Source organism: Legionella gresilensis, from assembly GCF_900639865.1.
Classification (GTDB): Bacteria; Pseudomonadota; Gammaproteobacteria; order Legionellales; family Legionellaceae; genus Legionella_C; species Legionella_C gresilensis.
The window spans coordinates 248,624-273,872 of record NZ_CAAAHX010000002.1 but is presented as its reverse complement, the minus strand read 5'-3'; the positions used below and the strand labels follow the sequence as shown (position 1 = coordinate 273,872).

Genomic DNA, 25,249 nt, shown 5'->3' with positions numbered 1-25,249 from the left:
TATGTTAGATTCGCTGTCTGCCATTATAGCAGCTTTAAAGAATAGAGAATTTTCAAGTACTGAATTAACGAACTACTATATTAAACGAATTCAAGCTCATAAAAATTTAAATACTTTTATTTCTTTAGATGAAGAATATGCTTTAAATCAAGCCAAGAAAGCTGATCAATTACTTGGTACCAATGAAGCCAAAAAACTTACAGGCATTCCGATTGCTCATAAAGATATTTTTTGTACTACTCGCTTACCAACAACGTGTGGCTCCAAAATGCTTGCTAATTTTCAAGCCCCGTATCAAGCAACCATTGTTAATCGGATAGCAGATGAAGGAGCCATTACGCTTGGTAAAACGAATATGGATGAATTTGCTATGGGTTCTAGTAATGAAAACAGTTACTTCGGCCCTGTTAAAAATCCATGGGATGTCAAACGTGTCCCAGGCGGGTCTTCCGGTGGCTCCGCCGCAGCTGTAGCAGCTGGTTTAATTCCTTTTGCGACAGGTTCAGATACAGGTGGCTCAATTAGGCAGCCTGCCGCTTTTTGTGGTATTTCCGGTATCAAACCAACGTATGGCTTAGCATCTAGGTTTGGTATGGTTGCATTTGCTTCCAGTTTAGACCAAGCAGGCCCAATGGCACGCTCAGCTGAAGATTTAGCGTTAATTCTCGAAATTATGACTGGTTTTGATAGCAAAGATTCAACTTCTATTAATAAGCCGAAGGTTAATTATTTAACCAAATTGAACCAGTCTATAAAAGGCTTAAAAATTGGATTGCCTACTAGTTTCTTGCAAAAAGGGATTGATCGTTCTATTCGAGAAGCAATTGAGAAAGCGGTAATGTTGTTTGAGCAGCAAGGTGCAATTATCGTTCCTCTACAATTATCGTTACAGCCGCTTTGGGTTGCTTGTTATTATGTTATCGCTTGTGCTGAGGCTTCTTCTAATTTATCACGCTATGATGGTATTCGTTTTGGACATCAAAGCAAGCGGGCTACGACACTACAGGAATTAATTACGTATTCACGCAGCGAAGGTTTTGGTGCTGAAGTGAAGCGACGAATTTTAACAGGTACTTATGTGCTTTCTTCTGGTTATTTTGATGCTTACTATTTACAAGCACTTAAGATAAGACAGCTTATTCAACAAGAGTTATTAACTTCATTGTCACAAGTAGATTTGATTTTAGGGCCTACTACCCCTACTTGCGCTTTTCAATTAGGCGAAGTGACTGATCCTATACAAAACTATTTAGCTGATGTTTTTACCGTTGCTGCTAACTTAGCTGGTTTGCCTGCTATATCTATTCCAGCAGGTTTTAATAATAAATTACCTATTGGAATGCAGTTAATAGGAAACCATTTTAAGGAATCCCTATTACTTAATGTAGCTTATCAATATCAACAGATGACTAATTGGCATTTATCTAAACCAAGTGAGATATAAAATGATGGCATGGGATACGGTCATTGGCCTTGAAGTACATATACAACTTAAAACAAAATCAAAATTATTTTCTGGAAGCCCTACTAAATTTGGTAGCCCGCCTAATTCACAAGCTTCATTTATCGATGCAGGGCTACCTGGGATATTACCTGTTCTAAATAAACAAGCTGTACGTATGGCCATTCAATTTGGCCTTGCCATTAATGCTAAAATAAATCCTTTATCTTATTTTGAACGTAAAAATTATTTTTACCCAGATTTGCCTAAGGGTTATCAAATTAGCCAATTTCAACAACCTCTTCTTAGTAATGGTCATTTAACTATCGAGCTTAATTCTAATTATTATAAAAAAATTGATATTGTTAGAGCTCATTTAGAAGAAGATGCCGGTAAACTCATGCATGAAATGCAACCAAATCATACAGGTATTGACTTAAATCGAGCTGGTATACCATTGCTTGAAATTGTAACTGCTCCTTGTATTAGTTCAGCTGATGAAGCTATTTGTTACTTAAAAACATTACATCAATTAGTTCGCTTCCTCGATATTTGTGATGGCAATATGCAAGAAGGCTCATTTCGTTGCGATGTTAATATTTCCTTAAAGCCAACTGGTTCAAGTAAGTTAGGGACAAGGACTGAATTAAAAAATTTAAATTCCTTTCGCTTTATTGAAAAAGCCATTGCGTTTGAGCAACTCAGGCAACGAGAGCTATTAGAATCCGGACAAGCTGTTCAACAAGTGACCCGCTCATTTTGTCCTATTACAGAAACTACCCAAGTTTTACGCAGTAAGGAAAATGAGCTTGATTATCGTTATTTTCCTGATCCAGATTTACTTCCTATAGTAATCAACACAAGCAATATTGAAGAAATACAAAATCATTTATTACCTCTGCCAGAAGAAATAAAAAAATCATTAATTGCTGAAGGTATTTTCTCTACAGATGATCTAGGATTTTTATTATCAGATCCTACCATTTTTAAATTTTTCTCTTCTGTACGTGACCAAGGAAAAGTTGATAATAAATTAATCGTTAATTGGTTAAAAACAACCTATACAGCAGCGTTAAATGAAATAAATGCAACGTATGAAAATCCTCCTGTTTCTGCACAAACCTTAGCTGATTTACTAAAATTAGTGGACACAAAAACTATTTCGCATGCTATTGCTAAACAAATTTTTAGCAAACTTTTATCAGGAGAAAAAAATATTGAGCAGATTATAAAGCAAGAGGGTTACTTACAGATAACTGCGGGAGATACTCTTATTTCTTTAATTAAAGAATTGGTAGCAAAATATCCTCTTCAAGCACAAGAATATCGAGCAGGTAAAGAAAAACTTTTAGCTTTTTTTGTTGGGCAAGTGATGAAGCAAACGAAAGGAAAAGTAAATCCTACTGAGGTCAATGCATTATTAAAAGACTATTTAAAATGACGTCTTAACTGACTCTACTTTCTAAAATATTGGGGAAAACTGCTAACATTCATTTTTATTATTTTATTTTAAGTGGTGGTTCTCCCCTCACTAAAGTTAATAAACCTTTTATATTTTTACTGCTTAATAAAAAAATTAATAAGAATTAACAATAACTGTTGACCCAACATTTAAAAAGTTTTGATTTAGCCATTGAGCAGCACTGGGAAGTACGCGAATACATCCATGGCTCGCATTATAATTAGGTACTTCATAAGCCCCATGGATAGAATAACTGCCGGAAAAATGCATACAATAAGGCATTAAAGCACCACCGCCTGTTTCTATAGGATAAAGGCTTGATTTACAGTCAGGCCCTTTTTTTGAATAAACACTAAACCTTCCAGTAATAGTACGGCAACCTCTACCGGTGTCCTCACAAAAATCTTTTCCACCTGAAGCACTACCTGTTTTAACCCGGTTTCCAGCTTCATCATACGCAGCCCAAGCCGTTGCTTTTGGATCAAAGATAAATACTCTTTTTCCTGTTGCTTGTCTTTTTTCTGGAAAATAATTGCTACCTTTTGAATCAAAACTATGATGCATTGTATAATGTGTAAAACCACCATCGTCCACAATAGCAACTGATCTATCCATTGACGTACAAGCGGCTGTTAATACACACAACGGCCCCAAAATGAAATATTTTTTCATTGGTGTATCCTCCCTTTTTACTCTTTATCGGGAGAATTTGTAATAGGTTTAGCTTTTTAAATGAAATTTTTAACTTATTGAGTTATTTATTTTCTTTTAGGCTGTTATTGAGCTCTTTTTGCAAAGAAAGAGGCAACATTGCTAAGATAGCAAGTTGTAATTGCTTGTCTGTACATTCAAAACAGCCTCCACGAGCAGGCATAGCACCAAGTCCTTCGGCTGTATGTGCAAAAACTTTAGTAAAACCCTGCTTCATTCGTATTTCCCAATCCATTAAAACGCCTATTTTTGGCGCACCTAGTTCAATGAGTGGTTTTTCTGCATGACAATTTGCGCAAAAGTGTTGAACAATTTGTTGGCCTTCATCTTGCTGACCACGTATTTTAGTAAGAAAAACTTCGGGTTGATGTGTTACCGCTAATGAAGTTTTAATGAATAGGATATTTAGGAAGATTAGTTTTAAACATTTTTTCATAGACAATATCTCAAACACTTTTTAGTAAAAAAAAGAGCTTACCTGAATTTATGGTGAACAGCTATTTTCTTAAGAATAAAAAAATGTTTATTATTCTTAATTTCAACTGGTGACATCATTTAAAACTTATGTTATAGATTAAATAAGAATTGAAATTTCTAAAGATTTTATCATAAGGAGCCGATTAAAAATGGTGAATGAGATTGAGGACATGGTTATGGTAAAATCTGTAAATAATGGAAACAATTCTAAGTTGTCGAAAAATCAATTCTTGCCTTACAGTAACCATGATTGGACTATCTTTTTAAGTCAGTTTTCTTTTTTAAAAGAGATAATTCAACAAGCCAGTACTATTAATCAAAATCGCATTGCGCACCTTAAGCATGAAATTGCGTCTGGACGTTATCAGATTAATAGTGAGCAAATAGCCCTAAAGCTAATTGCTGATTTTTAAGGTGCATAGATAGCGTAGTTTTTTCTCATTCGTATCAAATTAAAAATAGTCACTCGCACTATTTTTAATTTGAGCGCAACTATAGTATTAATAATTAATCCAACTAATATAATCCTATCCAGCCAACTTAAATTTTTGCTACTTAGGGTAATTTTTTTGAAGAAATACTAAAATCTTTAAACAAAATTGAAAGGCTATAGGTAAAGTAATGGATAAGTCCCCTAATGACCATAATTGTTGTCATCATAGTTCTCAAGCTAACAAGGTGTCATCTCATACCGAAGATAGCTCTAATATAATTTATATCTTCCCTATGCACTTAACCATTCGTCAAAAAGGTCCAGGAAACTGCCCTATATGTGGCATGGCTTAGAGCCTGAAATGATTTCTAAGGCCATGCAGTAGAAAATACTGAATATATTGACATGCGTAGGCGATTTTTTCTTGCTTTAGCTATAACGATACCCATTGTTTTACTAGCAATGGGCGAACATTTTTTAAACAACTATTTTTCACCATATTTATCTTTCTGGTTGCAAGCAATACTTGCTACGCCCGTTGTATTATGGGCTGGCTGGCCATTTTTCGTTAGAGCTTAGGCATCTGTAAAATCTATGCACTTAAATATGTTTACTTTAATTGCTATTGGTACTTTACTTGCCTGGGGTCACAGTATTATAGCGTTACTAGCCCCCCGGGCTATTCCCACCTACTTTTCATTTAAGCAATGGTTTGATGGTGTCAATGATGCTATTACTCTACCACAAGCTGATATCGGCATTGCAATGGGAACCGGAAGCGATATTGCTATAGAAAGTGCTGATATGACTCTTTTATATAGTGATTTAGTGGCTATTTTAAAAGCATACGACTTATCGAAAACCACCATATATAATATTAGACAAAACCTATTTTTTGCCTTTATTTACAATATCATTGGAGTCTCTATTGCGGCTGGCCTACTCTATCCTTTTACAGGTTTATTATTAAGTCCTATTTTTGCAGCTGCAGCCATGTCTTTAAGTTCTGTCTCAGTTATATTAAACACCCTTCGATCACGTTTCAAAGCTGAAAAATTATGACTCTTTATTGATCTCAGCAAAAGAGATAATTTGATTACGACCGTTATGCTTAGCAGCATATAATGCTTTATCTGCAGCCTCTACTAACTCCGTAGGCGTTCTGCCATCATTAGGATACATAGCGACTCCAATCGATACAGTAATGGGCCCAACTTGCTGTGCACCATAGCGGACTTGTAATCTTAAAACAGCTTGCCTAATACTTTCAGCGCGCGTTAACGTTGTTTTATGATCGATATTATAAAAAGCCACTACAAATTCTTCACCACCATAACGTGCTGCAATATCACCAATTCGAATAATACCTTGTAATATACGGCCAAATTCTTTTAAGACAGCATCGCCTGCATCATGCCCATAGGTATCATTAATTTTTTTAAAATGATCTAAATCAAGCATAAGAACAGAGAATGCTGATTTTGCTCTCTCAGCTTGATGAACGTGTTTAAAAAGAAAATCTTCTAAGTAGCGACGATTATAAAGCCCTGTTAATGGATCGCGAATGGATTGATAACGTAAGTTCTCTCTTAAACGCACATTCGCTAATGCTAAAGCCGCTAATTCAGCAAAAGCATTAATAAGAAGTCGGTGATTTTCGTCTAAAACCTCAGTACCATTGCGTAGCAGTTCTAAATATAACAGTCCATAAATATCATTTTGTGCCATTAATGGCACACATAAAAAAGCATTTTTTTCTGGATTATCTATTTTTATGTGGCTACAAATTAATTCGCTTTGATTACAACTGCTAACATGATGTTTACGTCCTAAACGTATTGCCCAACATTGCTCTGGGACAAAGGTCGTATCTTGAGCGCTTGGTTCTCCCCAGCGCGATATTATTTCCAAATAATTTTTAGAAGGATGCATCACATACAAATAGCCACTAGCAAAATCCAAAAGTCTAGCTGAATACCTAGACATCACTTCACTTAGCTCTTCTTGCGAATTAGCGGCAAGCATGATATCACTCATCTCAACTAAAAGTGTAATTTGTCTATTCTTATCCTCTAAGGCTTGCATGCCCTGTTCGAGTTTTTTATAAGATTCTTGCAACTCGGTATGCTCTTGAACTCTTTTAGTAATATCGCGAACACTTTGCACGGCGCTATTAAATTCATTTTTTTCATTGTAAATAAGATTAGCTGAAACTTCATAAATACGTTCTTCACCATCTACACTCACTTTAAGCGTTTTAAGGGTATCATCTTCATGAAGTGACTCTTTCCAAATGCGCGCTACCTCTTCTTGTGCTGCTATTGACTCAGAAAAAGCGTCTTCCAAGGCCATACCAACAGTAATTATCTTATTAAAAATAAGCTTAAATTCACGTTGATATTCTTCATTAAAAATTAAAAAACGGCAGTCTTTATCAAGCGCTGCAATCATATCACTCGCACTCTCAATGATTTTCCGTAGCCGTGCCTGTGTATTTTTATTTTGTAACTCTACCCTTTTCCTAAATGCTAACTCTCTATTGATTAGAAATAACGCCAAGATTAAAGAAATTATACTTAGTAAATTGCCAGCAACTAGGATCATGCTAGCTATATCAATATTTTTTACGGCATCTAAATGTCTTTCTCTTAAGAGTACTATCTCCACTGCTTTAATTTCTTGCCCTATACTTTTTACCCGCAAAGAAGTATCTTGGCCCTCTAAAAATACATTACTGCCTTCAACGGTATTGAATTTATTTGTAACTTTTAAATTGATAATTCTTTTTATTATGGCAATACGAGTATTAATAACAGCAATAAATTGATTCAAACGCTGATTTTGTTCTGGATTATCTTTAATCAATTCTTTTAAGGAGTTTAAACTATTATGTAGTTCTTCTCTCGTACTATCCATATCCACTAAGAAGCGTTCATTACCAGTTAAAAGGTAACCACGTTGATTAGATTCAAGATTGACAACTTTATAGAGGACTGAATCAATTTCTTGGATTACTTCATAAGTGTGAGTGACCCATTTATTTGATTCAATTAAATTTTTAATTTGCTGATTAGAATAATAGCTAATGATAATCAGCAATAAGAGCGCCATAATAAACAGAATATTAAGAGCAGACTTGCTTAAGTGTATGTTTTTTAAATTTTCCTGCAGCTCTTCTCTATCCATAAATATCCGTATAAATGAATAAAATAGATTAAAAATAACATAATATACATAAGAGCCTCCTCTATTTAAGAGGAAGCTCAAATATAATTTGGCCTAATTATAAGTATAGAAAGATTATAGCAGTTAGGAATAGAATTAGAGTAGATACTTATTTAGCTTGCATCCTTAAGGCACCATCTAGACGAATTGTCTCTCCATTAATGAGTTGATTTTCTATAATATGAATCACTAAATCAGCAAATTCTTCAGGTTTGCCCAGGCGCTTTGGAAAGGTAACTGTTGCTGCTAGGCTATCTTGTACTTCTTTAGGCATATTGAGTAATAAGGGGGTTGCAATTAGACCAGGCGCGATAGTGTTAACTCTAATAGCATGCTGAGCTAGTTCCCTGGCTGCGGGTAATGTCATGGCAACAATGCCGCCTTTAGAAGCACTATAAGCTAACTGGCCAATTTGTCCTTCAAATGCTGCTATAGAAGCGGTATTAATAATAATGCCGCGTTCTTGGCTATCTTCATCTATATTAAGCTCTATCATTGCTTCAGCTACCATACGCATAACATTAAATGTGCCAATCAGGTTAATATCAATGACCTTTTTAAAAGCATTTAGAGGCATTGCTCCTTCTTTCCCTACCAAACGTTTGGCAGGCGCAATACCCGCGCAATTGATACATATTCTTGGAATGCCCACTTTCTCTTTGGTTTTATTCATTGCCTCAGTTACGCTATTATCGAGGCTAACATCACACTCAATAGCTACAATATTTGGGTAATCAACAAAGGAACTGATATCTTTATCCCAAATAACGACTTGCGTACCTCTATCCGCAAGCTTTAAGGCGCAAGCTTTTCCCATCCCGGAAGCACCACCTGTTATCACAGCAATTTGATTATCTAAATTCATTAATTTGCTCTCTTAATTCATTTAATTATTTTAAATAAGTGGAACTTAAAGTTTTAAAGAGTGGCGTTCCAGCCTGCTCTACCCACTCAAAAAATACCATTTCAGACGTTAAAAGGGTTATACCGAGTTGCTGCATGCGTTTAAGAGCATATTTTTTATCTAACGCTTTGCGACTACCAACAGCATCAACCACAATGAATACTTCATAATCTTCAGCAACTAAAGCAAGCGCTGTTTGTAAAACACAAACGTGTGCTTCTATGCCAATCAGTATTAATTGTTTTTTATTTATCTCATTTAAATGTTGCTTAAAGGTTGGTTCGCCGGAACAAGCAAAATGCACTTTTTCGATGATGGTATTTTGAGAGGTAAGTGTTTTAAGCGAACCTAAAGTTGGTCCTAAACCACGTGGATATTGTTCACTTACAAGACATGGCACCGCAAGATCATTGGCTAGGCGCAATAACCACTGACAGCGTTCAACTACAGATTCGTTATTTTCAATAAGAGGGATTAGTTTTTCTTGTACATCAATTAAAAGTAAACAGGAATCATCTTTTCTAAGCAACACGTGTTTTCTCCTTAAATATAGCGTTTCCCACTAAGCTTTATCCTACGTTACAAGCCCGCTCAGCTCAGTCTTATACTTCTATGTACAATCCTTTGCCTCCCTCTCTTGTGCCGTGTCTGAAATTTAATAGAAAAAACTTTAAATATGTTTATACCATATTTTTTAATTCTTTAAAGCGTATTGACGTAGTGTATTTTTTTTGATACATTGTATTAATGTTTTAATGCAATATAACATTAATATGAAAATAAATCATGGATCTAAGCGACAAGCTCAGCAATTATTAATGGAAGCTATTGCCCTTTTAAACAATGAAGAAGAAGCAAGTGCATTTTTCAATGATTTATGTACGCCTGCTGAACTTGAAGCGATGGCTGATCGCTTTCAAGTTGTACCTTTATTACGCCAAGGCCTTTCTTATCGTTCTATTCATGATCAAACAGGGGTCAGCGTAACGACTATCACCCGCGTTGCCCGCAGTTTAATGATGGGAAGTGGCGGCTACTCCTTAATTGCAGAGAGATTAAATCAGCATGACTAAACGTTTACGCTTAGCCCTACAAAAAAAAGGGCGATTAGCTCAAGAATCTTTAAATTTACTCAAGCGTTGCGGCCTTCGCTTTCGACTTCGAGAGAATGCATTACTTTGTCATGTTGACAATTTTCCTATCGATCTTCTTTTTGTACGAGATGATGATATTCCAACGTTAATATTTGATGGCCTCTGTGATGCCGGTATTGTAGGAGAAAACGTTCTACTGGAAGCAGCAGTAAATACTTGTAATTCAAATTACCAAGTTATTCTTCCTCTAGGTAATTGTCGTTGCCGTCTAGCAATTGCTGTACCTGAACAATTTAACTATCAAAATCCTGGCAGTTTAGATGGAAAACGAATTGCAACGAGCTATCCTAATTTACTGAAACAGTATTTAGAAGAAAGAAAAATTTGCGCCGATATTTTAACCTTATCGGGTTCAGTAGAAGTAGCGCCACGCATGGGCATGGCCGACGCTGTTTGTGATATTGTATCAAGTGGTCAAACATTAGAAGATAATAAACTTATTGAAATGGATACGGTTTTAGAAAGTCAGGCTGTTTTTATCCAATCTTCGCAATCATTTTCTGATGAATTTAATACTTTATTTGCTATGTTAAAAAGGCGAATTCAAGCAGTTTTACAGGCTTGCGAACGTAAATATATTGTCTTTCATGCGCCAAAGCTTGCGCTTACGCGAATTTGTCAAGCCCTACCTGGTGCTGAATCACCTACTGTTCTGCCCTTATCAGATTACCCTGATAAAGTAGCGGTTCATGTAGTCTCTAGTGAAGGAATATTTTGGAACACCTTAGAAACAATTCAATCATTAGGTGCAAGTTCAATTTTAGTCTTGCCAATTGAAAAAATGCTGGAGTAATTGATGTTAAAAATTATCGATTGGCAGAACTTATCTTTACCAGAGCAGACTAATCTCTTAACAAGGCCTAAAAAAATAAACAATATTAAAGATCAAGTTAAGGCAATTATCACATCTGTCCAAGAACACGGCGACAAAGCACTTTTTGAATTCGCCTACCAATTTGATCAATGCAAACTAACAACATTGCAAATTGCCCAAGAAAAAATTAACCAAGCTTCTGTAAGCAAAGAGGCGTTAAAATCAATAAAAACCGCCATAGAAACTATTACGCTATATCACCAAAGTTTAATACCGGAGCCTTTAAGTATTACGACGACACCAGGCGTAAAAATCAAACGTATTTATCGACCAATTCAGCGAGTTGGACTATATATCCCAGGTGGAAATAATACCCCTTTGATTTCTTCTTTACTGATGCAAGCAATTCCTGCCAAAATTGCAGGTTGTCCCATAAAAGTTTTATGCACGCCTGCTAATAAAGAAGGAGAAATAAACCCTCACCTTTTAGTCGCTGCACAATTATGTGGGATTGATACCATCTACCCTATTGGTGGCGCGCAAGCTATTGCTGCCATGGCTTATGGTACCGAATCTATTACTAAAGTTGATAAGATTTTTGGGCCTGGCAATAGTTTTGTTACTGAAGCAAAAGCACAAGTTGCCCTCGATCCGAATGGCGCTGCTATTGATATGCCAGCTGGCCCCTCTGAAGTTTTAATCACAGCAGATAGCCAAGCTAATCCTGACTATGTTGCTGCTGATTTATTAGCACAAGCTGAACATGGTAAGGATTCACAAGTCATATTATTATGTGAAGATAAATCCCTAGCTTTTGCTGTTCAAAAAGCACTAACCAATCAATTCAACTTTCTATCAAGACAAGAGATTATTCAACAATCTTTAGAACAAAGTTCAATCATTATATGTCCAGCAAACGAGCAACCTACATTAATTAATCATTATGCACCGGAACATTTAATTATTAACCGGGAAGATGCATTAAACTGGGTTTCACAAATCAATGCCGCTGGAACTATTTTTATTGGCCCGTGGGCTGCTGAAACCTTAGGTGATTATGTGACAGGTAGTAATCATGTTTTACCAACTAATGGGTATGCACGCAATCATAGCGGACTTAGCACGCTTGATTTTGTCAAATCGATTACCGTCCAAGAAATCGATCAAATAGGTATTAAGGCGCTAGGTCAGGCTGCAATCACTTTAGCTCAATTAGAAGGCCTTGATGCCCATGCCAATGCTGTTAGCATTCGCCTAAAAAATTTGGAGAATTAATATGTCATTAATGGATTTAATACGCCCTGAACTAAGAGACTTAAAAGAGTATAAACCCTCGCAAGATAACCCTTCTTATCGCTTACATGCGAATGAGTCACCATGGTCGCCGGTTAAATTACAAACACTCGCTTTAAATCATTACCCTAATGTTAATGATCAAATAGCGCTGCAAGAACAATTAGCAATTCATTATCAAGTCGATAGTCAATCGATTGCCCTAGCACGAGGCAGTGATGATGGGATAGATTTTCTTATGCGTCTTTTTTTAAGCCCGGGAAATGATAGCATTCTTCAGTGCCCACCTACTTTTCCTATGTATATGTTTTATGCCCAACTTCAACATGCTGAAGTCATTAACTGCCCTCTTAATCCTGAAAAACAATTTGACTTATCAATCGATGAACTTTTCACAGCTTGGCAACCCAATTGTAAACTTATTTTTCTTTGCCAACCGAATAACCCTACCGGTAACTTAATCACTCTCGAAAACATAGCAGCTATTTGCCAACGTTTCAGCAATAAAGCCATGGTTGTCATTGATGAGGCCTATATTGAATTTGCGGCCTGCTCGAGCGCTACAACGTTACTTTCACAACATGAAAATCTTGTTGTCCTTCGTACATTATCTAAAGCGTTTGGTTTAGCAGGACTTCGTTTAGGATGTGTAATTGCCAACCCGTGGGTGATTAAAGCATTACAAAAAATCATGGCACCTTACCTCTTAGCAAGCCCTGTCATGGCCTTAGCTGAACAGGCATTGCAACAACCAGAGTGGCTGACCGACAGCGTGCACCAAATTCTTAGTGAACGCGAGCGTGTTTATGGTTTTTTACAGCAGTTACCAATTATTGAAACTATTTTTCCTAGTGAAGCTAATTTCATTCTTGTTAAAACTGAACATGCAAAAGCATTAACAAACTGGTTTAAAAAACACAATCTTGCTGTACGTGATTTTTTAGATACGCCTCTTGAGCAGTTTTTACGAATTAGTATCAGTGACAAGGCGACTAATCAGATTTTAATGACATTATTACAAGAATTTAGTGAGGATGTTTTAATCGCTACTTAGTTGCTAGAGCTTAAATACAATATATGAGATGAGTTGTACTATGCAAAAAATATTATTTATTGACAGAGATGGTACCTTAATAGAGGAGCCTTATGATTTTCAAGTTGATTCATTAGACAAAATTCGACTATGTCCAAATGTTATTCCATCCTTGCTTGCTTTAAAAAAAGCCGGCTATCGTTTGATTATGATAAGTAATCAGGACGGCTTAGGTACTTCAAGCTTTCCGCAAGAAAAATTTCAAATTTGTCATGATTTTATTTTGCACATCTTTTCATCACAGGGTATCGACTTTGATGAGATTTTCATCTGCCCGCATCGAGAAATTGATCAATGTGAATGTCGTAAACCTAAGATTGGTTTATTAAAAGATTTTCTGCAATCCAAAAATTTTAATCGGGAATATTCTTGGATGATAGGCGATCGTGCTACGGATAAACAATTTGCGGATAATTTAAATATCAAGTTTCTACCTGTATCAAAAGAACATGGATGGCAGGACATTACTGCGGCTATTTTAAATACTAAACGTCAAGCAGTTATTAAGCGTAAAACTAATGAAACAGATATTTCTATTGAAGTTATTTTCGATTCAAATAAGTCAAGTAATGTTGAAACGCCTATTGGCTTTTTTAGTCATATGTTAGAGCAGATTGCTAAACATGCTGGGTTTAGTTTGAATTTACAAGCTCATGGTGACACCGAAGTCGATGAACATCACTTAGTTGAAGATACAGGTATTGCGCTTGGAGAAGCATTAAAAACTGCACTAGGTGATAAATGGGGTATTGGTCGTTATGGCTTTACTCTCCCTATGGATGAGGCACTAGCGAGTGTCGCTATTGATCTAAGTGGTCGACGCTCCTGTCAATTTGAAGGTAAATTTACTAGGGAGTTTGTAGGCGGGTTAGCAACAGAGATGATTCCGCATTTTTTTAATTCTTTAGCAGATAGCCTTGGTGCCAGTTTACACATCTCAGTTAAAGGTGAAAATCATCATCATATGATTGAAGCCTGCTTTAAAGGATTTGGTCGTGCATTAAGGCAAGCCATACAGCAGACTGATACCAGTCTACCCTCTACCAAGGGGGTTTTATGATTGCTATTATTGATGTCAGCGGTAATAACTTAACCTCACTTGCCAATGCTTTAAAACAATTAGGGTATGATTATCAACTTACCCATGACTTGGACGTAATTAATAATGCAAGCCATGTCATCATTCCAGGTGTGGGTGCTGCTCATGCAGGCATGCAAGCGTTACATGATTACCGACTTATTCCTGTTATTAAAGCCTTAAAGCAACCTGTTTTAGGTATTTGTTTAGGCATGCAGTTGTTACTTGAGTATAGTGAAGAAGGCCGTGTCGATTGCCTTGGATTAATTCCTGGTATAGCTAAATGTCTGCCCAGACAAAAGGGCTATCCTGTACCGCATATGGGTTGGAATACTTTAAACTGGGCATGCCCCTCTCCCTTGCAAGATGGTTTAACGAACAAAGACTACGTTTATTTTGTACACAGTTTTGCTTTAGAAGAAAAAAACCATGCACTTGCTTTTTGTGACTATAGTATAAAATTTGCAGCCATTATTAAGCGGAATAACTTTTATGGCATGCAGTTTCATCCAGAAAAATCATCAAGTATAGGACTACGTTTATTACGAAATTTTTTAACCATTCAATCTAATGCTGCAACTGTTGGAGTTTTAAATGAAACTTATTCCTGCGATTGATTTACAGCAAGGTCAATGTGTTCGCTTACGACAAGGTAAGTTTAATCAAACAACCATTTATTCTTATAATCCATTAACACTAGCAAATAATTATGTTAAGCGCGGCGCGAATCACCTCCATATTGTCGATTTAGATGGCGCTAAAACGGGTAAGATACAGCAACTTCCTTTAATTAAATCCCTACAAAAAGCTGGTTGCACCTTGCAAGTAGGCGGTGGTATTCGTGATTTAGATACAGCCAAAAACTGCCTTGAAGCAGGCATTAACCAATTAGTTTTGGGAAGCATTGCTGTTACTGATTTAGAGTTAACCCGGTCAATTATAGATTTAGCGGGCGCTGATAGTATTATTCTTGCTATCGATGTGCATATTGAGAATGAAATACCAAAACCCGCTATTCATGGCTGGCAAACCTTAACTGAAGCCAATTTATGGGAAATCGTTGCCCATTACCAACAATGGCACATCAAAACTATTCTATGCACTGATATAAGCCGCGATGGCATGTTAAAAGGTCCTAATTTTGACCTTTATCAACAAGCCATGCTGCGTTTTCCTAACTTGCATTGGCAGGCTTCTGGCGGCATACGTGATGAAAAGGATTTAAATACGTTAGCGAACCTCGGTGTAAGCGCTGCCATTTTAGGTCGTATGCTTTATGAGGCTAATTCTATTTCATCTTTTGAGAGTATTGTATGTTAGCTAGACGAATTATTCCCTGCCTTGATGTACGTGATAATGTTGTTGTTAAAGGCGTTAAATTTGATAATCATCGTATCATTGGCGATATTCTTACTTTAGCCAAACGCTATTCAGATGAAGGAGCAGATGAATTAGTTTTTTATGACATCACGGCAAGTTCTAAAGATCGCCCCGTTTGCCCAGAATGGATTAATCGAGTCGCCGCAACGATTAATATTCCTTTTACAGTTGCAGGTGGTATTCGTACTGTTAACCAAGCAAAGTCTATTTTAAATGCTGGCGCTGATAAGATTTCTATTAATAGTCCAGCATTAGAAAATCCAAAGCTCATTAACGAACTAAGTCAAACATTTGGTAGTCAATGTGTGGTTGTTGGTATCGATAGCCAATGGATTGATGATGATTTTTATGTTTTTCAATATACAGGCAGTAAAGAAACAATACGTAATGCTGCTCGTAAAACCCTCGATTGGGCTAAAGAAGTACAAGACAGAGGCGCGGGCGAGATTGTGCTTAATTGCATGCAATCTGATGGTGTTCGCCGTGGTTACGATATTGCACAATTACAACAAATTCGTGCTGTTACAGATGTACCACTTATTGCTTCAGGAGGCGCGGGCAAAGAAGAAGATTTTAGCTGCGTTTTTAAAGAAGCCCAAGTTGAAGGTGCATTAGCAGCTAGCGTATTTCATGATCAAATATTAGCTATTCCTTCTTTAAAGGCTTATCTAGCAAAAAACCAAATTGAGGTAAGGCAATGATTAAAATTGACCCAACGAAGCTTGCCTGGGAAAAAATGGCCGGTTTAATACCAGCAATTGTTCAACATGCCGAAAGTGGTGATGTACTCATGCTAGGTTATATGAATGAAGAAGCATTAAAAATTACCCAACAAACACAAGAGCTAACTTTTTTTAGTCGTAGCCGTAATGAATTATGGCGTAAGGGTGCAAATTCCGGTAATACCATGACGGTACAGGCAATAAGCACAGATTGCGACGGAGATAGCCTATTAATCCAAGTGTTACCGCAAGGCCCCGCTTGCCATTTAGGCTTTAAAACCTGTTTCCAACCTTCGATTAATACAAAAATTAGTTTTTTAAGCGAATTAAATAACATTATCAAAAACCGCGCCAATCATTTAAATCAGTCAAGCTATACTGCTCAACTATTACAATCAGGACTTGCACGCTGCGCTCAAAAAGTAGGTGAAGAAGCAACTGAAGTGGTAATTGCTGCTATGAAAAAGGATAAAGAAGAATTAATTAATGAAAGTGCTGATTTAATTTATCATTTGTTAGTACTTTTGGTAAGTTGTGAGGTAGATTTTTATCAGCTAATCGATTGTTTGCGGCAGCGCCATACGAAATTAACAGAAAATAAATAAGCCCCTATTAGGGACTTATTTTAATATTAAAGTATCCGAAAGTTAGACCTAAAATGATGATTAAGGCTTACTAAGCGTGGCCGCTTGCGGGTTTAGAATTTCTTCTAAAACTTCTTTGAGTGAACTTTTCGCCATGAGGAATTCACCTTTAATAGCTTCAATTACTTCTTGTATACCTTGTGTAATTTTATCATAATCATTTTCAAGAGCTAACTTTTTTAATGTCTCAATTTGCTCATGTCGCTTAGAACGTTTCGGAAAGAAACCTATGGATTTACCAAAATGAGTATTTCTTTTATCATCATATGTTTTGGCAATATTATTTAATTTTTCTTGGAGCTCTTTAACCTTTGAATTAGCCACTAATCTATCTGTAGAAGCAGAGCTTGACCTTTGTTTTTCAGAATCCTCAGATGATCCTCTATTTCCTTGATTTCCTAATAGCGGCATCTTCTCTTCAACTCGTCCCGTGCCCTCGCCTTCTTTAACCGCATTATGTCTATGGCGTACTTGAGAAGTTTTAGATGAAGCCATCTCTCCTATTGTTGATACCGTGTGTCCCCCAACTTTTTTGTTTTTACTGGTATCCTCATCGTCTTTTTTAGAGTTTTTATGGTCATGCTTTTCTTCTTTCTTACTCTCTTCCTTTTTCTTTTTCATAAATGAAAAGGACTTTGACTGTTTCTCTCCATGGTGAGTTTTCGTCGCAACAACTTGAGCACTAGTAGTTTGTCCTTTCTTAGACTTTATTTGTTTAGCTCGCTCTGCGATCTGTTGTTGCACCTGTTTAACTTCAAGTTTAGTCACATCAACATATAAACTGACAACTCGTGTATAAAAAGTTGAAGAATCTGCAGATCTCGTCCATGATCCTTTAGTCTTATTACGATACTTAGCTAATTGAGTAATAACTTCCGCATTCCAATCTTTGCTTGGTGTATTTTTTATGATCTTTAATAGGTTAGTAAAAGCGTCTATATGCTTTGTATCATTATACTGCTTAACTTCCCATTGAAGTAATTCAATGAATTTTTCTTGCTTCTCGATCTTCTTAGATACCTGACCATTTATCGGATCAAAAGTATGTTGTGGCCTTTGTAGCTCTTCTATAATATTACCAGTATCAGCAAGCCTTATTTTCTCATTTTTCTCGTGAAATGAGGTGGCTGTTACATGTCCATTTTGATGGCCTTCTAATTTACTAGTTCCAGCTTTAGATGTAATTGTAACAACCATTGATTCACCAGGGTTATCACTATTATTTGTAATTGCATGAACTTTTGCTTCACGGAAACCTTTATTTTCTAATGCAAATGCAATTTTTTGGGCTAAAGCAGGAGTATTCCCGTCTCGTGACATACCAACTTCACAAGCAACAAGATAAAAATGTTTAACTTTTGATCTGTCTGTCTCCGCTATCATTTCATCCATTCTACTAGCAAATCCTTCAGCGTCATATCCACCTAACGTTGTGTTTCCATGTGTTTCACTAGGATTGTCACTAGTATGTCCTAAAATAACGAAACTCGTATTATCATCCTCTATACTAATTCTATTGCTTTCAACTATCTGTAAAGGTATATATTTTTCTTGAGGGTGCTTATGGCCAATAGTATATTTATGTGTAATACCTAATTTTTCTTGTAAGGCATTTGTAGTGTCATTCCCAGCATTTGCAAATGCTATGAATTTCATGTCTTTCTTTTCAACTTTAGTTTCCATTTTAGTTACACCTCAATTTAACTTTTAGTCATTCTAGCAAATAGATAACCCTTATGACTTTGCATTATACAGATGCAGCATTTTTTGATCAACAGTTTTACAAAAAATATATTTAATAACAGCCGAGGTTAATTTCCGGGCTCACCGTTGATAAATAAATGTTTTTTTCTAGATAAAAAATTAAAATGAACTATAATTTTAAAAAAATTAAATAAAAACGATAATTTAAACGTAGAGACGAAACCTAAGGTTTAATTAAGTATAATTTATTTTTGTTTTAAACAAGATTGAAAAAGTGTTTAACTAATATTAAGGTTTTGTATGCCTGAAAAATCCAAGGCTAGACAATAGCTACCAAGACAGCCGTTAAATAATTCCCCTCGGGAAAAGAAGGGAGTGTTGGATGACAACTGGCTGGCCCAAATGTGCCTAAAATACGCACCTGTTTTTGAACGGCTAACGCTTGCATTTGAATAAGATTAACAAATTCTGCAGTTGAGAGTGCTGAAGAACAATTACAGGTCATTAATAAAGATCCTGATTGCATCACGTTAAATAATTCTCTGTGCAGAAAACGGTAATAATTTTTTGCCCGTTGCAGATGCTGTTTAGAAGGGACTAATTTAGGAGGATCAAGAATAACTAAATCATAATTTTGGGCTTGACTTAAATAATCACGCGCATCACCTTCAATGAACTCAACATTGGTAAGGTTGTTTTTTATAGCATTTTGTTTTGCTTGCAAAATAGCCGGCGCTGAGCTATCAATGGCTAAAACATTTTTTGCCCCAGCACGCGCTGCATGGAGTGCAAAACCACCGGTATAAGTATATAAATCTAGAACGCTTTTATCACGTGCAAGATTAGCAATACGCTCATGGTTCTCACGTTGATCGAGAAAAAGACCTGTTTTTTGCGCATTAGCAAAATTCACTTGATAGATTATGCCTGCTTCTAAAACATCCATAGAAAGCTCTTCCCTAGATGTTTCTTCACTAATTTCCCAACCATCTTGCTTTAAGGGTTTTTGTTGGGAAAGCCAAATTACTCTTTCACAACTTACAATACCTCTAAGAGCAGCAGTAATATCATTTTTATGCAATTCGACCCAATAAGCAGAGCTTGAAACAACACAAACGTGATTAAAATGATCAATTGTTAAACCAGATAAACCATCTGCTTCGCTATTAAAAAGACGAAACGCATTAGTTAATTCATTAGGTAAATTAAGTGCTCTTCTTACTGCTAAAGCTTGTTTAAATCGCTGTTCTAACAATTTAATCAATGTAAAGTCAGGAGACACTTCCCAACTTTGGGCTAATATCCGGACACGATATAAAGAATGTTCATTATAAACACCTAAACTTAATCGTTCCTTAGTGTTTAAATCAGCGACATCAACTAACTCACCTGTTTTAAGTTTACCTTGCGTTTTACAAATTGCCTTGGGAAAAATCCAAGGATGGCCGCGGCGCATAGTATGTTGTTTTTCAGGATTAAGATAAACGACAGGTCTCATGGGTATTTCACAAATATCAAAAGTCGGCTAATCTACACTATAGTTTTGAAAATTGAAATATATATAGCGATTACTCAATTCTCATCTTTCTAAAGAACAATGGATTAAAACATACTAGTTTAGTAATTAGTTTAATAAGGATAATTATGCACCGGTTTGCAGCCAGATTCTTACCCTTTTTAGTAGTTAGCTTAATTTGTGGCGATGCAGTTGCAGGTCCATGGTATACAGGCCCTCTTCTTGCGCCAGCAGGACATACAATTCCTAGAGGACACACTAACCTCGAACCATATGCTTTTTTTACTGATAATGAGGGCGTATATAATCGACACTGGCGCCTATCTCATCTTCCTCATAGTGAAAGCATCGTAGGAAATCCTGTTATTACGCATGGTATGACAGATAAAATGGATATCCAGTACACCTTGCCTTATGCTTATAACGAACAGCAAGGTAGAAGTTATCAACATATCAGTGACGTTAGCGCGATATTAGGTTATCAAGCTCTTGAGCAAGGTAAAGCTAAATGGTGGCCTGATTTAAGAGTTACTCTACAAGAAATTTTCCCAAGTGGAAAATTTAAAGATTTAAATCCACTGAATAATGGTGTAGATGCAACAGGACTTGGTAGTTATCAAACCGGATTTAACTTAAATTTTCAGCACTTGTTACAATTAACTGAAGTAAACTACCTGCGTACACGCTTTAGTGCTGGCTATCTTATTCCTCTTGATGTAAATATAAGAGGTCTTACAGCCTATGGTGGAACAGCTAATACGAATGGCAAGATTAATCCAGGCAATATGATTAGCCTTGATTTAGCATGGGAATTAAATCTTACACAAAATTTGGTGGCTGTCATGGAAGGATATTATGCTAGTCGAGACCGAACGCGTTTTCGTGGTTTTCGAGGATTAACAGATAAGGGTAAGACACCGAAAATTGGACATGAATACATGGAAGAAATATCACTTGCTCCAGCTATTGAATATAATTTTAATGCCAATGTTGGTATCATTGGGGGTTATTGGTTTTCAATAACCGGAAAAGATGCTACTGATTTTAAATCCGTAGTCGTTGCTTTAAATATTTATATTTAATAAATATGCTTATTTATTAATCATATTAGACTTCTTCGGAAACTGTTAGTGTGGAGACAAGGTCAGTCGAAAAAAGTGCTGAAAAAGTACCGTGTCATGAAGTACATGAGCATCCCCATCTACATGAGGACAGGCTTTGAAGATCTTTTTTTAGATGAGATTGGCCCTCAATGGCAGTTTCCGAGGAAGTCTATTAAAGACAGTCATAGTCGATAGCTTATCAAAATTAATCATGCTAGCATGCCATTTTTGTTAATAGGATAGATTACATGTGGTTTAACAATGCGCTTATTTATCATTATGAGCTTGCGGATGAAAAATTAGATTTTGCACCTTTATTAGCGGAAGAAAAACTAAAACCTTGCCCACCGCACGCCCGCTTTATTTATGGCTGGCTGCCTGTTTCTGCCGATGAGCTTATTTGTGAAGTAGCCGGCGCTCTTCTCCTTTGTTTAGGTAAAACAGAACGTATTTTGCCACGCAGCGTGATTAACCAAGTTGTTGCAGAGCGTATTTTACAATTAGAGACTCAGCATGGGCGAAAAATTAAACGCTCAGAAAAAGCACAACTAACTGAAGAAGTGGAATTTGAACTACTGCCTAAATCATTTTGTATTCAAAAACGTTTATTAGCTATTTTAGATACGCAAACTAACCGCTTAATTATTAATACGGCAAGTGAAAATCAAGCATCTCAACTCACGTCACTTCTTCGCAAAACACTACCCAAAGTTCAACTTGAGCCCCTATCCCATCCCGATAATTTAGCGCTTCGGTTTGCTGAATGGATAACTAATCCCTCTACTTTACCAGCACCTTTTCAACTTGCTTCTGATTGCTTATTATTTGCCATGGATGACGAAAAAAAGCGAATTACTTGTAGAGGTTATGAACTACCTGCAGAAGAAATAGTTACTTTATTAGGACAAGGCTTAGCTGCAGCTGAAGTCTCTTTAATCTGGAATGAACGCATTCAGTTTACTTTAACGCATGACTTAACTTTCAAGCGTTTAAAAAGCTTAGATTACCTGATTGATGAATTTAATGATATTAATCAGCTTGAAGAAGATTACTTAAAGCAAGACGCCGAATTAACGTTACTTTGTGGAGAATTACGACATCTAGTAGATGATCTCATGAAGGGATTAGAGAATAAACCTAATGAAGCTTTAGTTAAAGAAAATGAACTTGCAGCAGAACTTAGCTAAATATCTTCTCTGCTGGACTTATACTTGCTACGAGTAATCAAGATCTCCTGGATACCGCGAACCAGTCGCGGTACGTAGGCGAAGAGAATATGTGCATGATCTAGGACGTAACCTAGGCTTAGGCTTAATACCACAACCTGATTTAACGCCTACAACCAACTAACCTTGGTACGTAGGCAGTATGTCATAATCCACAATATCCCACCTAGACCTACGTACCGCGACTGGTCCGCGGTATCCAGGTATTCCTATTAGTGCTAGACTGATTTTGAATAATTAACTCACCTATTTAATAGCTGCTGTGCATAATCATTAAAAACCTCTACTACTTGTTCTGGATTCTCAATCCATGGAAAATGAGCCGCATGTTCAATAGCTCTAATTGTAATATTTTCTCTTTGAAAATCGTTTGATTGGGTGAATAAGTGCAAGGGCGTTACATAATCTTTTTCGCCTGCAAATATTAACGTAGGCAATTTTTTAGGAACCCATTTCGCTTTATAAACTGAGTCAAAATGAAGAGCCGACCATTCACACGTTCTAAAATTATAAGGTAAATTTTCTAGAAAAGATAAATCTTCAGGTAATCCTTTTTCTGTAAAAAGATAAGGAGCAGAGAGGATAGTAAGTTTCTTTAAAGTGTCATTATTAGGTTTTTTTGCATAAGCTTCATTAAGTTTTTCAGCTTGAGCTATAGGATTACTCTGAACATACTTCATAAAATGTTGCTGCCAAGATGAATCAGGTGCAGAGCTCATTAATACTAAACCTGTTAGTTTATTTTCAAGTTCAGGCGTGGCTAATGCATACATCCCACCTGTTGAATGAGCAACTAAAATAACATTTTCTAAAGCACTTACTGCTTCCACTAAAGCCTCTGACCAATTAGCAAACGCCTTAGTATCATTAGCGGTTAAATTAGAGCCATCACCAGGTAAGTCAAGGTACCACATACTACCTGGTAGTTTTAATAATGTCGTAAGAGAAGCTAATGATTCAGATCCCATACCTGGGCCCCCCGGCAAAAAAAACCAGTTAAAGTTTGCGCCCGGAATAGTTTGAATTAATTGCAAGCGTGCTTGTAAAGAAGTCCATAGGTAGCTTTTTTGCATAAGTAAAAATAACGAATAAATAGCTTAATACTACCAAATACAAGCTCGCTAAGCACATAAAATTAATACGAGGGGTTATTTATCTAAGGATTCAACTTATTGTTGCCAACTTAATCAAAGTTATGTTTAATGAGTTTTGCAATAATTAATAGTAAGTCCTATGAATCGATACAATTATTTTGAAAATCCGTTTAAAGGCATACCTTTATCAGACCAGGTCACCAACCCTAATATTATAGTTGGTCGCCATAGTTATTATTCCGGTTATTATCATGGTCATTCTTTTGATGATTGCGCGCGTTATCTATTACCTGATCGCGAGGATGTCGATAAATTAATTATTGGTAGTTTCTGCTCAATAGGCACTGGGGTTTCTTTTGTTATGGCCGGCAATCAAGGCCATAGGATGGAGTGGGTAAGTTCTTTTCCCTTTTATTACACTGGCGATGATTATACCAAAGATGCAATAGATGGCTTTCAAAGCGCAGGTGATACTGAAATTGGGCACGACGTTTGGATTGGTGCAGAGGCAATGATTATGCCAGGCATAAAGATTGGACATGGTGCGGTTATTGGCGCACGTGCATTGGTGACTAAAAATGTTGAGCCTTACACCATTGTTGCTGGTAATCCTGCTAAGCCGATCCGCAAACGGTTTTCAGATGACCAAATAAAATTATTATTAAATATACAATGGTGGGATTGGCCTGAAGATATATTAGCAAAAGCAATGAAATTATTATGCTCAGCAGATATTAATGGTCTATACCAATTTTGGCAGCATCAATTTAAAAAATCTTAGGTGGCTTTATTTAAGTACTTGAAGCTTTAATGCCTTTAGCAGAATAAATAATTAAAGCTATAGGTCCTAATCATTTTTAATTCTATAAAATTTACAGGCTACGCCATGCCCTATTCCTGTTTTATAATATTTCATATTACATTTTTCCATGACCCTATGTGACGCTTTATGCTCTAGAGGAGCGAATGCAATAATGTAATCAGCATTTATATTATCTTTACTCCAATCAAGCAGCGCATTTAACACCTCAGAAGCATAACCCTTACTCCAAAATTTTCTCACAATTAAATAGCCTACTTCTATTTCTCCTGTTGCTATGGGGCCAAAGCCACAGCGACCTAAAAACTCGCCAGATTTTTTATCTAAAATAACAAAGCAAGGAAGGCGATAATTTTTATAATAAGATATAAATTCGTTAATCCTCTTCGCAGTTTGTTCTTTCGTTTGAATTCCGTTAGGAAAAAATTTTCTCACTTCTGGATCTAAATTTAATTCAGCGAGCTTCTCTAAATCCTCTGCTTTAATTAAACGTAAAATTGTGCGCGCTGTTTCAATACTAAGTAACATATTAAATTAAACCTTATCTTTAAAAGATAGAACCATCTTATAAATTAACTCCTTATATTTTTCTACTTTATAATTAATTTAATCATTTTAATTTACATAAAACTATTTAATAAATAGGCTTTACTAGACTTATAAGGAAAATTAATGCTCGCCATATTCAATTTACTTTTCAAATTTGCAAATAGTTTCGATTTAAAGGACTGGCAAAGGTTGGAAGAAACTTTAGCTGACAATATTGAATGCAATTATCAAGATTTACGAGGTGAGATTAAAACTTATTCTAAAGAAGACTATGTTAATTCTAGGAAAGCAGCATTATCTCATCTTCCAACCCAGCATCTGTTTTTCAATTTAGAGATTAATTGCCAAAAAATGAGGCTTGCTGTAGGCTAAATGTCTTGATCTATAGAAAAGATAAAGATGGCAA

27 protein-coding genes and 1 pseudogene are annotated in these 25,249 nt (G+C 36.2%); 19 read left to right on the top strand and 9 right to left on the bottom strand.

The genetic code is table 11. The annotated features are described in order from the left end of the window. The first annotated feature begins 1 nt into the window (after nt 1). Both gatA and gatB read left to right on the top strand, forming a co-directional pair. Nucleotides 2–1,444, top strand: coding sequence for an Asp-tRNA(Asn)/Glu-tRNA(Gln) amidotransferase subunit GatA (gene gatA / locus E1P04_RS03040; RefSeq protein ID WP_131781445.1), 1,443 nt, complete (start codon nt 2–4; stop codon nt 1,442–1,444). Nucleotides 1,445–1,448: 4 nt separating this feature from the next. Then, nucleotides 1,449–2,882: an Asp-tRNA(Asn)/Glu-tRNA(Gln) amidotransferase subunit GatB gene (gene gatB / locus E1P04_RS03035; protein ID WP_131781560.1), complete on the top strand. Its 1,434-nt coding sequence runs from the start codon at nt 1,449–1,451 to the stop codon at nt 2,880–2,882. Nucleotides 2,883–3,017: 135 nt separating this feature from the next. Here gatB and E1P04_RS03030 read toward each other — a convergent pair whose 3' ends face one another. Both E1P04_RS03030 and E1P04_RS03025 read right to left on the bottom strand, forming a co-directional pair. Further along, a complete protein-coding gene (locus E1P04_RS03030; protein ID WP_131781444.1) occupies nt 3,018–3,575 on the bottom strand; it encodes a L,D-transpeptidase in 558 nt (185 codons plus the stop codon). A gap of 82 nt (nt 3,576–3,657) precedes the next feature. Next, entirely contained in the window at nt 3,658–4,050 is a 393-nt protein-coding gene (locus E1P04_RS03025) for a c-type cytochrome (protein WP_131781443.1), read from the bottom strand. 190 nt (nt 4,051–4,240) lie between these two features. Between E1P04_RS03025 and E1P04_RS03020 the strand changes: the two genes are divergently transcribed. The 4 genes and pseudogenes from E1P04_RS03020 to E1P04_RS03015 all read left to right on the top strand — a co-directional run. Continuing rightward, the gene (locus E1P04_RS03020; RefSeq protein ID WP_131781442.1) at nt 4,241–4,504 is read left to right on the top strand and encodes a flagellar biosynthesis anti-sigma factor FlgM; all 264 of its coding nucleotides are present in this window, start codon (nt 4,241–4,243) and stop codon (nt 4,502–4,504) included. A gap of 208 nt (nt 4,505–4,712) precedes the next feature. Next, complete coding sequence (locus E1P04_RS17555) at nt 4,713–4,877, top strand: heavy metal-binding domain-containing protein (RefSeq protein WP_165482660.1); 165 nt, start codon at nt 4,713–4,715, stop codon at nt 4,875–4,877. 52 nt (nt 4,878–4,929) lie between these two features. Further along, nucleotides 4,930–5,103, top strand: a complete 174-nt coding sequence (locus tag E1P04_RS17550) for a hypothetical protein (RefSeq protein WP_165482659.1) — start codon at nt 4,930–4,932, stop codon at nt 5,101–5,103. A gap of 135 nt (nt 5,104–5,238) precedes the next feature. Beyond that, nucleotides 5,239–5,586, top strand: a pseudogene (locus E1P04_RS03015) (haloacid dehalogenase); the annotation flags it as partial. Here the strand turns inward: E1P04_RS03015 and E1P04_RS03010 are convergent. From E1P04_RS03010 to E1P04_RS03000, 3 genes are all read right to left on the bottom strand, one after another. Then, entirely contained in the window at nt 5,581–7,710 is a 2,130-nt protein-coding gene (locus E1P04_RS03010; protein ID WP_131781441.1) for a diguanylate cyclase, read from the bottom strand. The pseudogene E1P04_RS03015 and the gene E1P04_RS03010 overlap by 6 nt on opposite strands. Nucleotides 7,711–7,858: 148 nt before the next feature. Next, nucleotides 7,859–8,614, bottom strand: a complete 756-nt coding sequence (locus E1P04_RS03005) for an SDR family NAD(P)-dependent oxidoreductase (RefSeq protein ID WP_131781440.1) — start codon at nt 8,612–8,614, stop codon at nt 7,859–7,861. 25 nt (nt 8,615–8,639) lie between these two features. Continuing rightward, entirely contained in the window at nt 8,640–9,185 is a 546-nt protein-coding gene (locus E1P04_RS03000; RefSeq protein WP_131781439.1) for a hydrolase, read from the bottom strand. 241 nt (nt 9,186–9,426) lie between these two features. Here E1P04_RS03000 and E1P04_RS02995 point away from each other — a divergent pair, with 241 nt between their 5' ends. The 9 genes from E1P04_RS02995 to hisIE are packed head-to-tail and all read left to right on the top strand — an operon-like array spanning nt 9,427 to nt 16,792. Beyond that, nucleotides 9,427–9,726 (top strand): YerC/YecD family TrpR-related protein, encoded by a 300-nt coding sequence (locus E1P04_RS02995; RefSeq protein WP_131781438.1) that lies wholly within the window; start codon nt 9,427–9,429, stop codon nt 9,724–9,726. Beyond that, nucleotides 9,719–10,600, top strand: a complete 882-nt coding sequence (gene hisG / locus E1P04_RS02990; RefSeq protein ID WP_131781437.1) for an ATP phosphoribosyltransferase — start codon at nt 9,719–9,721, stop codon at nt 10,598–10,600. Before E1P04_RS02995 ends, hisG begins: the two co-directional genes overlap by 8 nt. A 3-nt stretch (nt 10,601–10,603) precedes the next feature. Continuing rightward, a complete protein-coding gene (hisD, locus tag E1P04_RS02985; RefSeq protein WP_131781436.1) occupies nt 10,604–11,896 on the top strand; it encodes a histidinol dehydrogenase in 1,293 nt (430 codons plus the stop codon). A gap of 1 nt (nt 11,897) precedes the next feature. Beyond that, the gene (hisC, locus tag E1P04_RS02980; RefSeq protein WP_131781435.1) at nt 11,898–12,968 is read left to right on the top strand and encodes a histidinol-phosphate transaminase; all 1,071 of its coding nucleotides are present in this window, start codon (nt 11,898–11,900) and stop codon (nt 12,966–12,968) included. Nucleotides 12,969–13,008: 40 nt separating this feature from the next. After that, on the top strand, nt 13,009–14,067 hold the full coding sequence (gene hisB, locus E1P04_RS02975; protein ID WP_131781434.1) for a bifunctional histidinol-phosphatase/imidazoleglycerol-phosphate dehydratase HisB: 1,059 nt from the start codon (nt 13,009–13,011) through the stop codon (nt 14,065–14,067). Then, the gene (gene hisH / locus E1P04_RS02970; protein WP_131781433.1) at nt 14,064–14,702 is read left to right on the top strand and encodes an imidazole glycerol phosphate synthase subunit HisH; all 639 of its coding nucleotides are present in this window, start codon (nt 14,064–14,066) and stop codon (nt 14,700–14,702) included. Before hisB ends, hisH begins: the two co-directional genes overlap by 4 nt. After that, nucleotides 14,680–15,405 carry a 1-(5-phosphoribosyl)-5-[(5-phosphoribosylamino)methylideneamino]imidazole-4-carboxamide isomerase gene (locus E1P04_RS02965; RefSeq protein ID WP_131781432.1) on the top strand — a complete coding sequence of 242 codons (726 nt, stop codon included), beginning with the start codon at nt 14,680–14,682 and terminating at the stop codon, nt 15,403–15,405. Before hisH ends, E1P04_RS02965 begins: the two co-directional genes overlap by 23 nt. Beyond that, entirely contained in the window at nt 15,399–16,166 is a 768-nt protein-coding gene (hisF, locus tag E1P04_RS02960; protein ID WP_131781431.1) for an imidazole glycerol phosphate synthase subunit HisF, read from the top strand. The genes E1P04_RS02965 and hisF overlap by 7 nt, the downstream gene beginning before the upstream one ends. Continuing rightward, nucleotides 16,163–16,792, top strand: a complete 630-nt coding sequence (gene hisIE / locus E1P04_RS02955; RefSeq protein ID WP_131781430.1) for a bifunctional phosphoribosyl-AMP cyclohydrolase/phosphoribosyl-ATP diphosphatase HisIE — start codon at nt 16,163–16,165, stop codon at nt 16,790–16,792. The genes hisF and hisIE overlap by 4 nt, the downstream gene beginning before the upstream one ends. Before the next feature lie 60 nt (nt 16,793–16,852). On the opposite strand, the gene E1P04_RS02950 is transcribed toward hisIE, so the two are convergent. Both E1P04_RS02950 and E1P04_RS02945 read right to left on the bottom strand, forming a co-directional pair. Continuing rightward, complete coding sequence (locus E1P04_RS02950; protein WP_131781429.1) at nt 16,853–18,514, bottom strand: hypothetical protein; 1,662 nt, start codon at nt 18,512–18,514, stop codon at nt 16,853–16,855. A gap of 340 nt (nt 18,515–18,854) precedes the next feature. Continuing rightward, nucleotides 18,855–20,033, bottom strand: coding sequence for a class I SAM-dependent rRNA methyltransferase (locus tag E1P04_RS02945; protein WP_131781428.1), 1,179 nt, complete (start codon nt 20,031–20,033; stop codon nt 18,855–18,857). Nucleotides 20,034–20,179: 146 nt separating this feature from the next. Between E1P04_RS02945 and E1P04_RS02940 the strand changes: the two genes are divergently transcribed. Together E1P04_RS02940 and E1P04_RS02935 are read left to right on the top strand one after the other, a co-directional pair. Then, a complete protein-coding gene (locus E1P04_RS02940) occupies nt 20,180–21,133 on the top strand; it encodes a hypothetical protein (RefSeq protein ID WP_131781427.1) in 954 nt (317 codons plus the stop codon). A 269-nt stretch (nt 21,134–21,402) separates the two neighbouring features. Next, complete coding sequence (locus E1P04_RS02935) at nt 21,403–22,341, top strand: recombination-associated protein RdgC (protein WP_131781426.1); 939 nt, start codon at nt 21,403–21,405, stop codon at nt 22,339–22,341. Nucleotides 22,342–22,622: 281 nt separating this feature from the next. Here E1P04_RS02935 and E1P04_RS02930 read toward each other — a convergent pair whose 3' ends face one another. Then, the gene (locus E1P04_RS02930; protein WP_131781425.1) at nt 22,623–23,453 is read right to left on the bottom strand and encodes an alpha/beta fold hydrolase; all 831 of its coding nucleotides are present in this window, start codon (nt 23,451–23,453) and stop codon (nt 22,623–22,625) included. 160 nt (nt 23,454–23,613) lie between these two features. Here E1P04_RS02930 and catB point away from each other — a divergent pair, with 160 nt between their 5' ends. Continuing rightward, nucleotides 23,614–24,255, top strand: a complete 642-nt coding sequence (catB, locus tag E1P04_RS02925; protein ID WP_131781424.1) for a type B chloramphenicol O-acetyltransferase — start codon at nt 23,614–23,616, stop codon at nt 24,253–24,255. Between the two features lie 66 nt (nt 24,256–24,321). Here catB and E1P04_RS02920 read toward each other — a convergent pair whose 3' ends face one another. After that, complete coding sequence (locus E1P04_RS02920; protein WP_131781423.1) at nt 24,322–24,822, bottom strand: GNAT family N-acetyltransferase; 501 nt, start codon at nt 24,820–24,822, stop codon at nt 24,322–24,324. A 144-nt stretch (nt 24,823–24,966) separates the two neighbouring features. Between E1P04_RS02920 and E1P04_RS02915 the strand changes: the two genes are divergently transcribed. Next, nucleotides 24,967–25,215, top strand: a complete 249-nt coding sequence (locus E1P04_RS02915; RefSeq protein ID WP_131781422.1) for a nuclear transport factor 2 family protein — start codon at nt 24,967–24,969, stop codon at nt 25,213–25,215. Nucleotides 25,216–25,249 lie beyond the last annotated feature (34 nt).

Excerpts from the sequence above, each read along its gene's own strand:
- gatA (WP_131781445.1), top strand. The coding sequence starts at position 2 with ATGTTAGATTCGCTGTCTGCCATTATAGCAGCTTTAAAGAATAGAGAA.
- gatB (WP_131781560.1), top strand. The coding sequence starts at position 1,449 with ATGGCATGGGATACGGTCATTGGCCTTGAAGTACATATACAACTTAAA.
- E1P04_RS03030 (WP_131781444.1), bottom strand. The coding sequence starts at position 3,575 with ATGAAAAAATATTTCATTTTGGGGCCGTTGTGTGTATTAACAGCCGCT.
- E1P04_RS03025 (WP_131781443.1), bottom strand. The coding sequence starts at position 4,050 with ATGAAAAAATGTTTAAAACTAATCTTCCTAAATATCCTATTCATTAAA.
- E1P04_RS03020 (WP_131781442.1), top strand. The coding sequence starts at position 4,241 with ATGGTGAATGAGATTGAGGACATGGTTATGGTAAAATCTGTAAATAAT.
- E1P04_RS17555 (WP_165482660.1), top strand. The coding sequence starts at position 4,713 with ATGGATAAGTCCCCTAATGACCATAATTGTTGTCATCATAGTTCTCAA.
- E1P04_RS17550 (WP_165482659.1), top strand. The coding sequence starts at position 4,930 with ATGCGTAGGCGATTTTTTCTTGCTTTAGCTATAACGATACCCATTGTT.
- E1P04_RS03010 (WP_131781441.1), bottom strand. The coding sequence starts at position 7,710 with ATGGATAGAGAAGAGCTGCAGGAAAATTTAAAAAACATACACTTAAGC.
- E1P04_RS03005 (WP_131781440.1), bottom strand. The coding sequence starts at position 8,614 with ATGAATTTAGATAATCAAATTGCTGTGATAACAGGTGGTGCTTCCGGG.
- E1P04_RS02995 (WP_131781438.1), top strand. The coding sequence starts at position 9,427 with ATGAAAATAAATCATGGATCTAAGCGACAAGCTCAGCAATTATTAATG.
- hisG (WP_131781437.1), top strand. The coding sequence starts at position 9,719 with ATGACTAAACGTTTACGCTTAGCCCTACAAAAAAAAGGGCGATTAGCT.
- hisD (WP_131781436.1), top strand. The coding sequence starts at position 10,604 with ATGTTAAAAATTATCGATTGGCAGAACTTATCTTTACCAGAGCAGACT.
- hisC (WP_131781435.1), top strand. The coding sequence starts at position 11,898 with ATGTCATTAATGGATTTAATACGCCCTGAACTAAGAGACTTAAAAGAG.
- hisB (WP_131781434.1), top strand. The coding sequence starts at position 13,009 with ATGCAAAAAATATTATTTATTGACAGAGATGGTACCTTAATAGAGGAG.
- hisH (WP_131781433.1), top strand. The coding sequence starts at position 14,064 with ATGATTGCTATTATTGATGTCAGCGGTAATAACTTAACCTCACTTGCC.
- E1P04_RS02965 (WP_131781432.1), top strand. The coding sequence starts at position 14,680 with ATGAAACTTATTCCTGCGATTGATTTACAGCAAGGTCAATGTGTTCGC.
- hisF (WP_131781431.1), top strand. The coding sequence starts at position 15,399 with ATGTTAGCTAGACGAATTATTCCCTGCCTTGATGTACGTGATAATGTT.
- hisIE (WP_131781430.1), top strand. The coding sequence starts at position 16,163 with ATGATTAAAATTGACCCAACGAAGCTTGCCTGGGAAAAAATGGCCGGT.
- E1P04_RS02950 (WP_131781429.1), bottom strand. The coding sequence starts at position 18,514 with ATGGAAACTAAAGTTGAAAAGAAAGACATGAAATTCATAGCATTTGCA.
- E1P04_RS02945 (WP_131781428.1), bottom strand. The coding sequence starts at position 20,033 with ATGAGACCTGTCGTTTATCTTAATCCTGAAAAACAACATACTATGCGC.
- E1P04_RS02940 (WP_131781427.1), top strand. The coding sequence starts at position 20,180 with ATGCACCGGTTTGCAGCCAGATTCTTACCCTTTTTAGTAGTTAGCTTA.
- E1P04_RS02935 (WP_131781426.1), top strand. The coding sequence starts at position 21,403 with ATGTGGTTTAACAATGCGCTTATTTATCATTATGAGCTTGCGGATGAA.
- E1P04_RS02930 (WP_131781425.1), bottom strand. The coding sequence starts at position 23,453 with ATGCAAAAAAGCTACCTATGGACTTCTTTACAAGCACGCTTGCAATTA.
- catB (WP_131781424.1), top strand. The coding sequence starts at position 23,614 with ATGAATCGATACAATTATTTTGAAAATCCGTTTAAAGGCATACCTTTA.
- E1P04_RS02920 (WP_131781423.1), bottom strand. The coding sequence starts at position 24,822 with ATGTTACTTAGTATTGAAACAGCGCGCACAATTTTACGTTTAATTAAA.
- E1P04_RS02915 (WP_131781422.1), top strand. The coding sequence starts at position 24,967 with ATGCTCGCCATATTCAATTTACTTTTCAAATTTGCAAATAGTTTCGAT.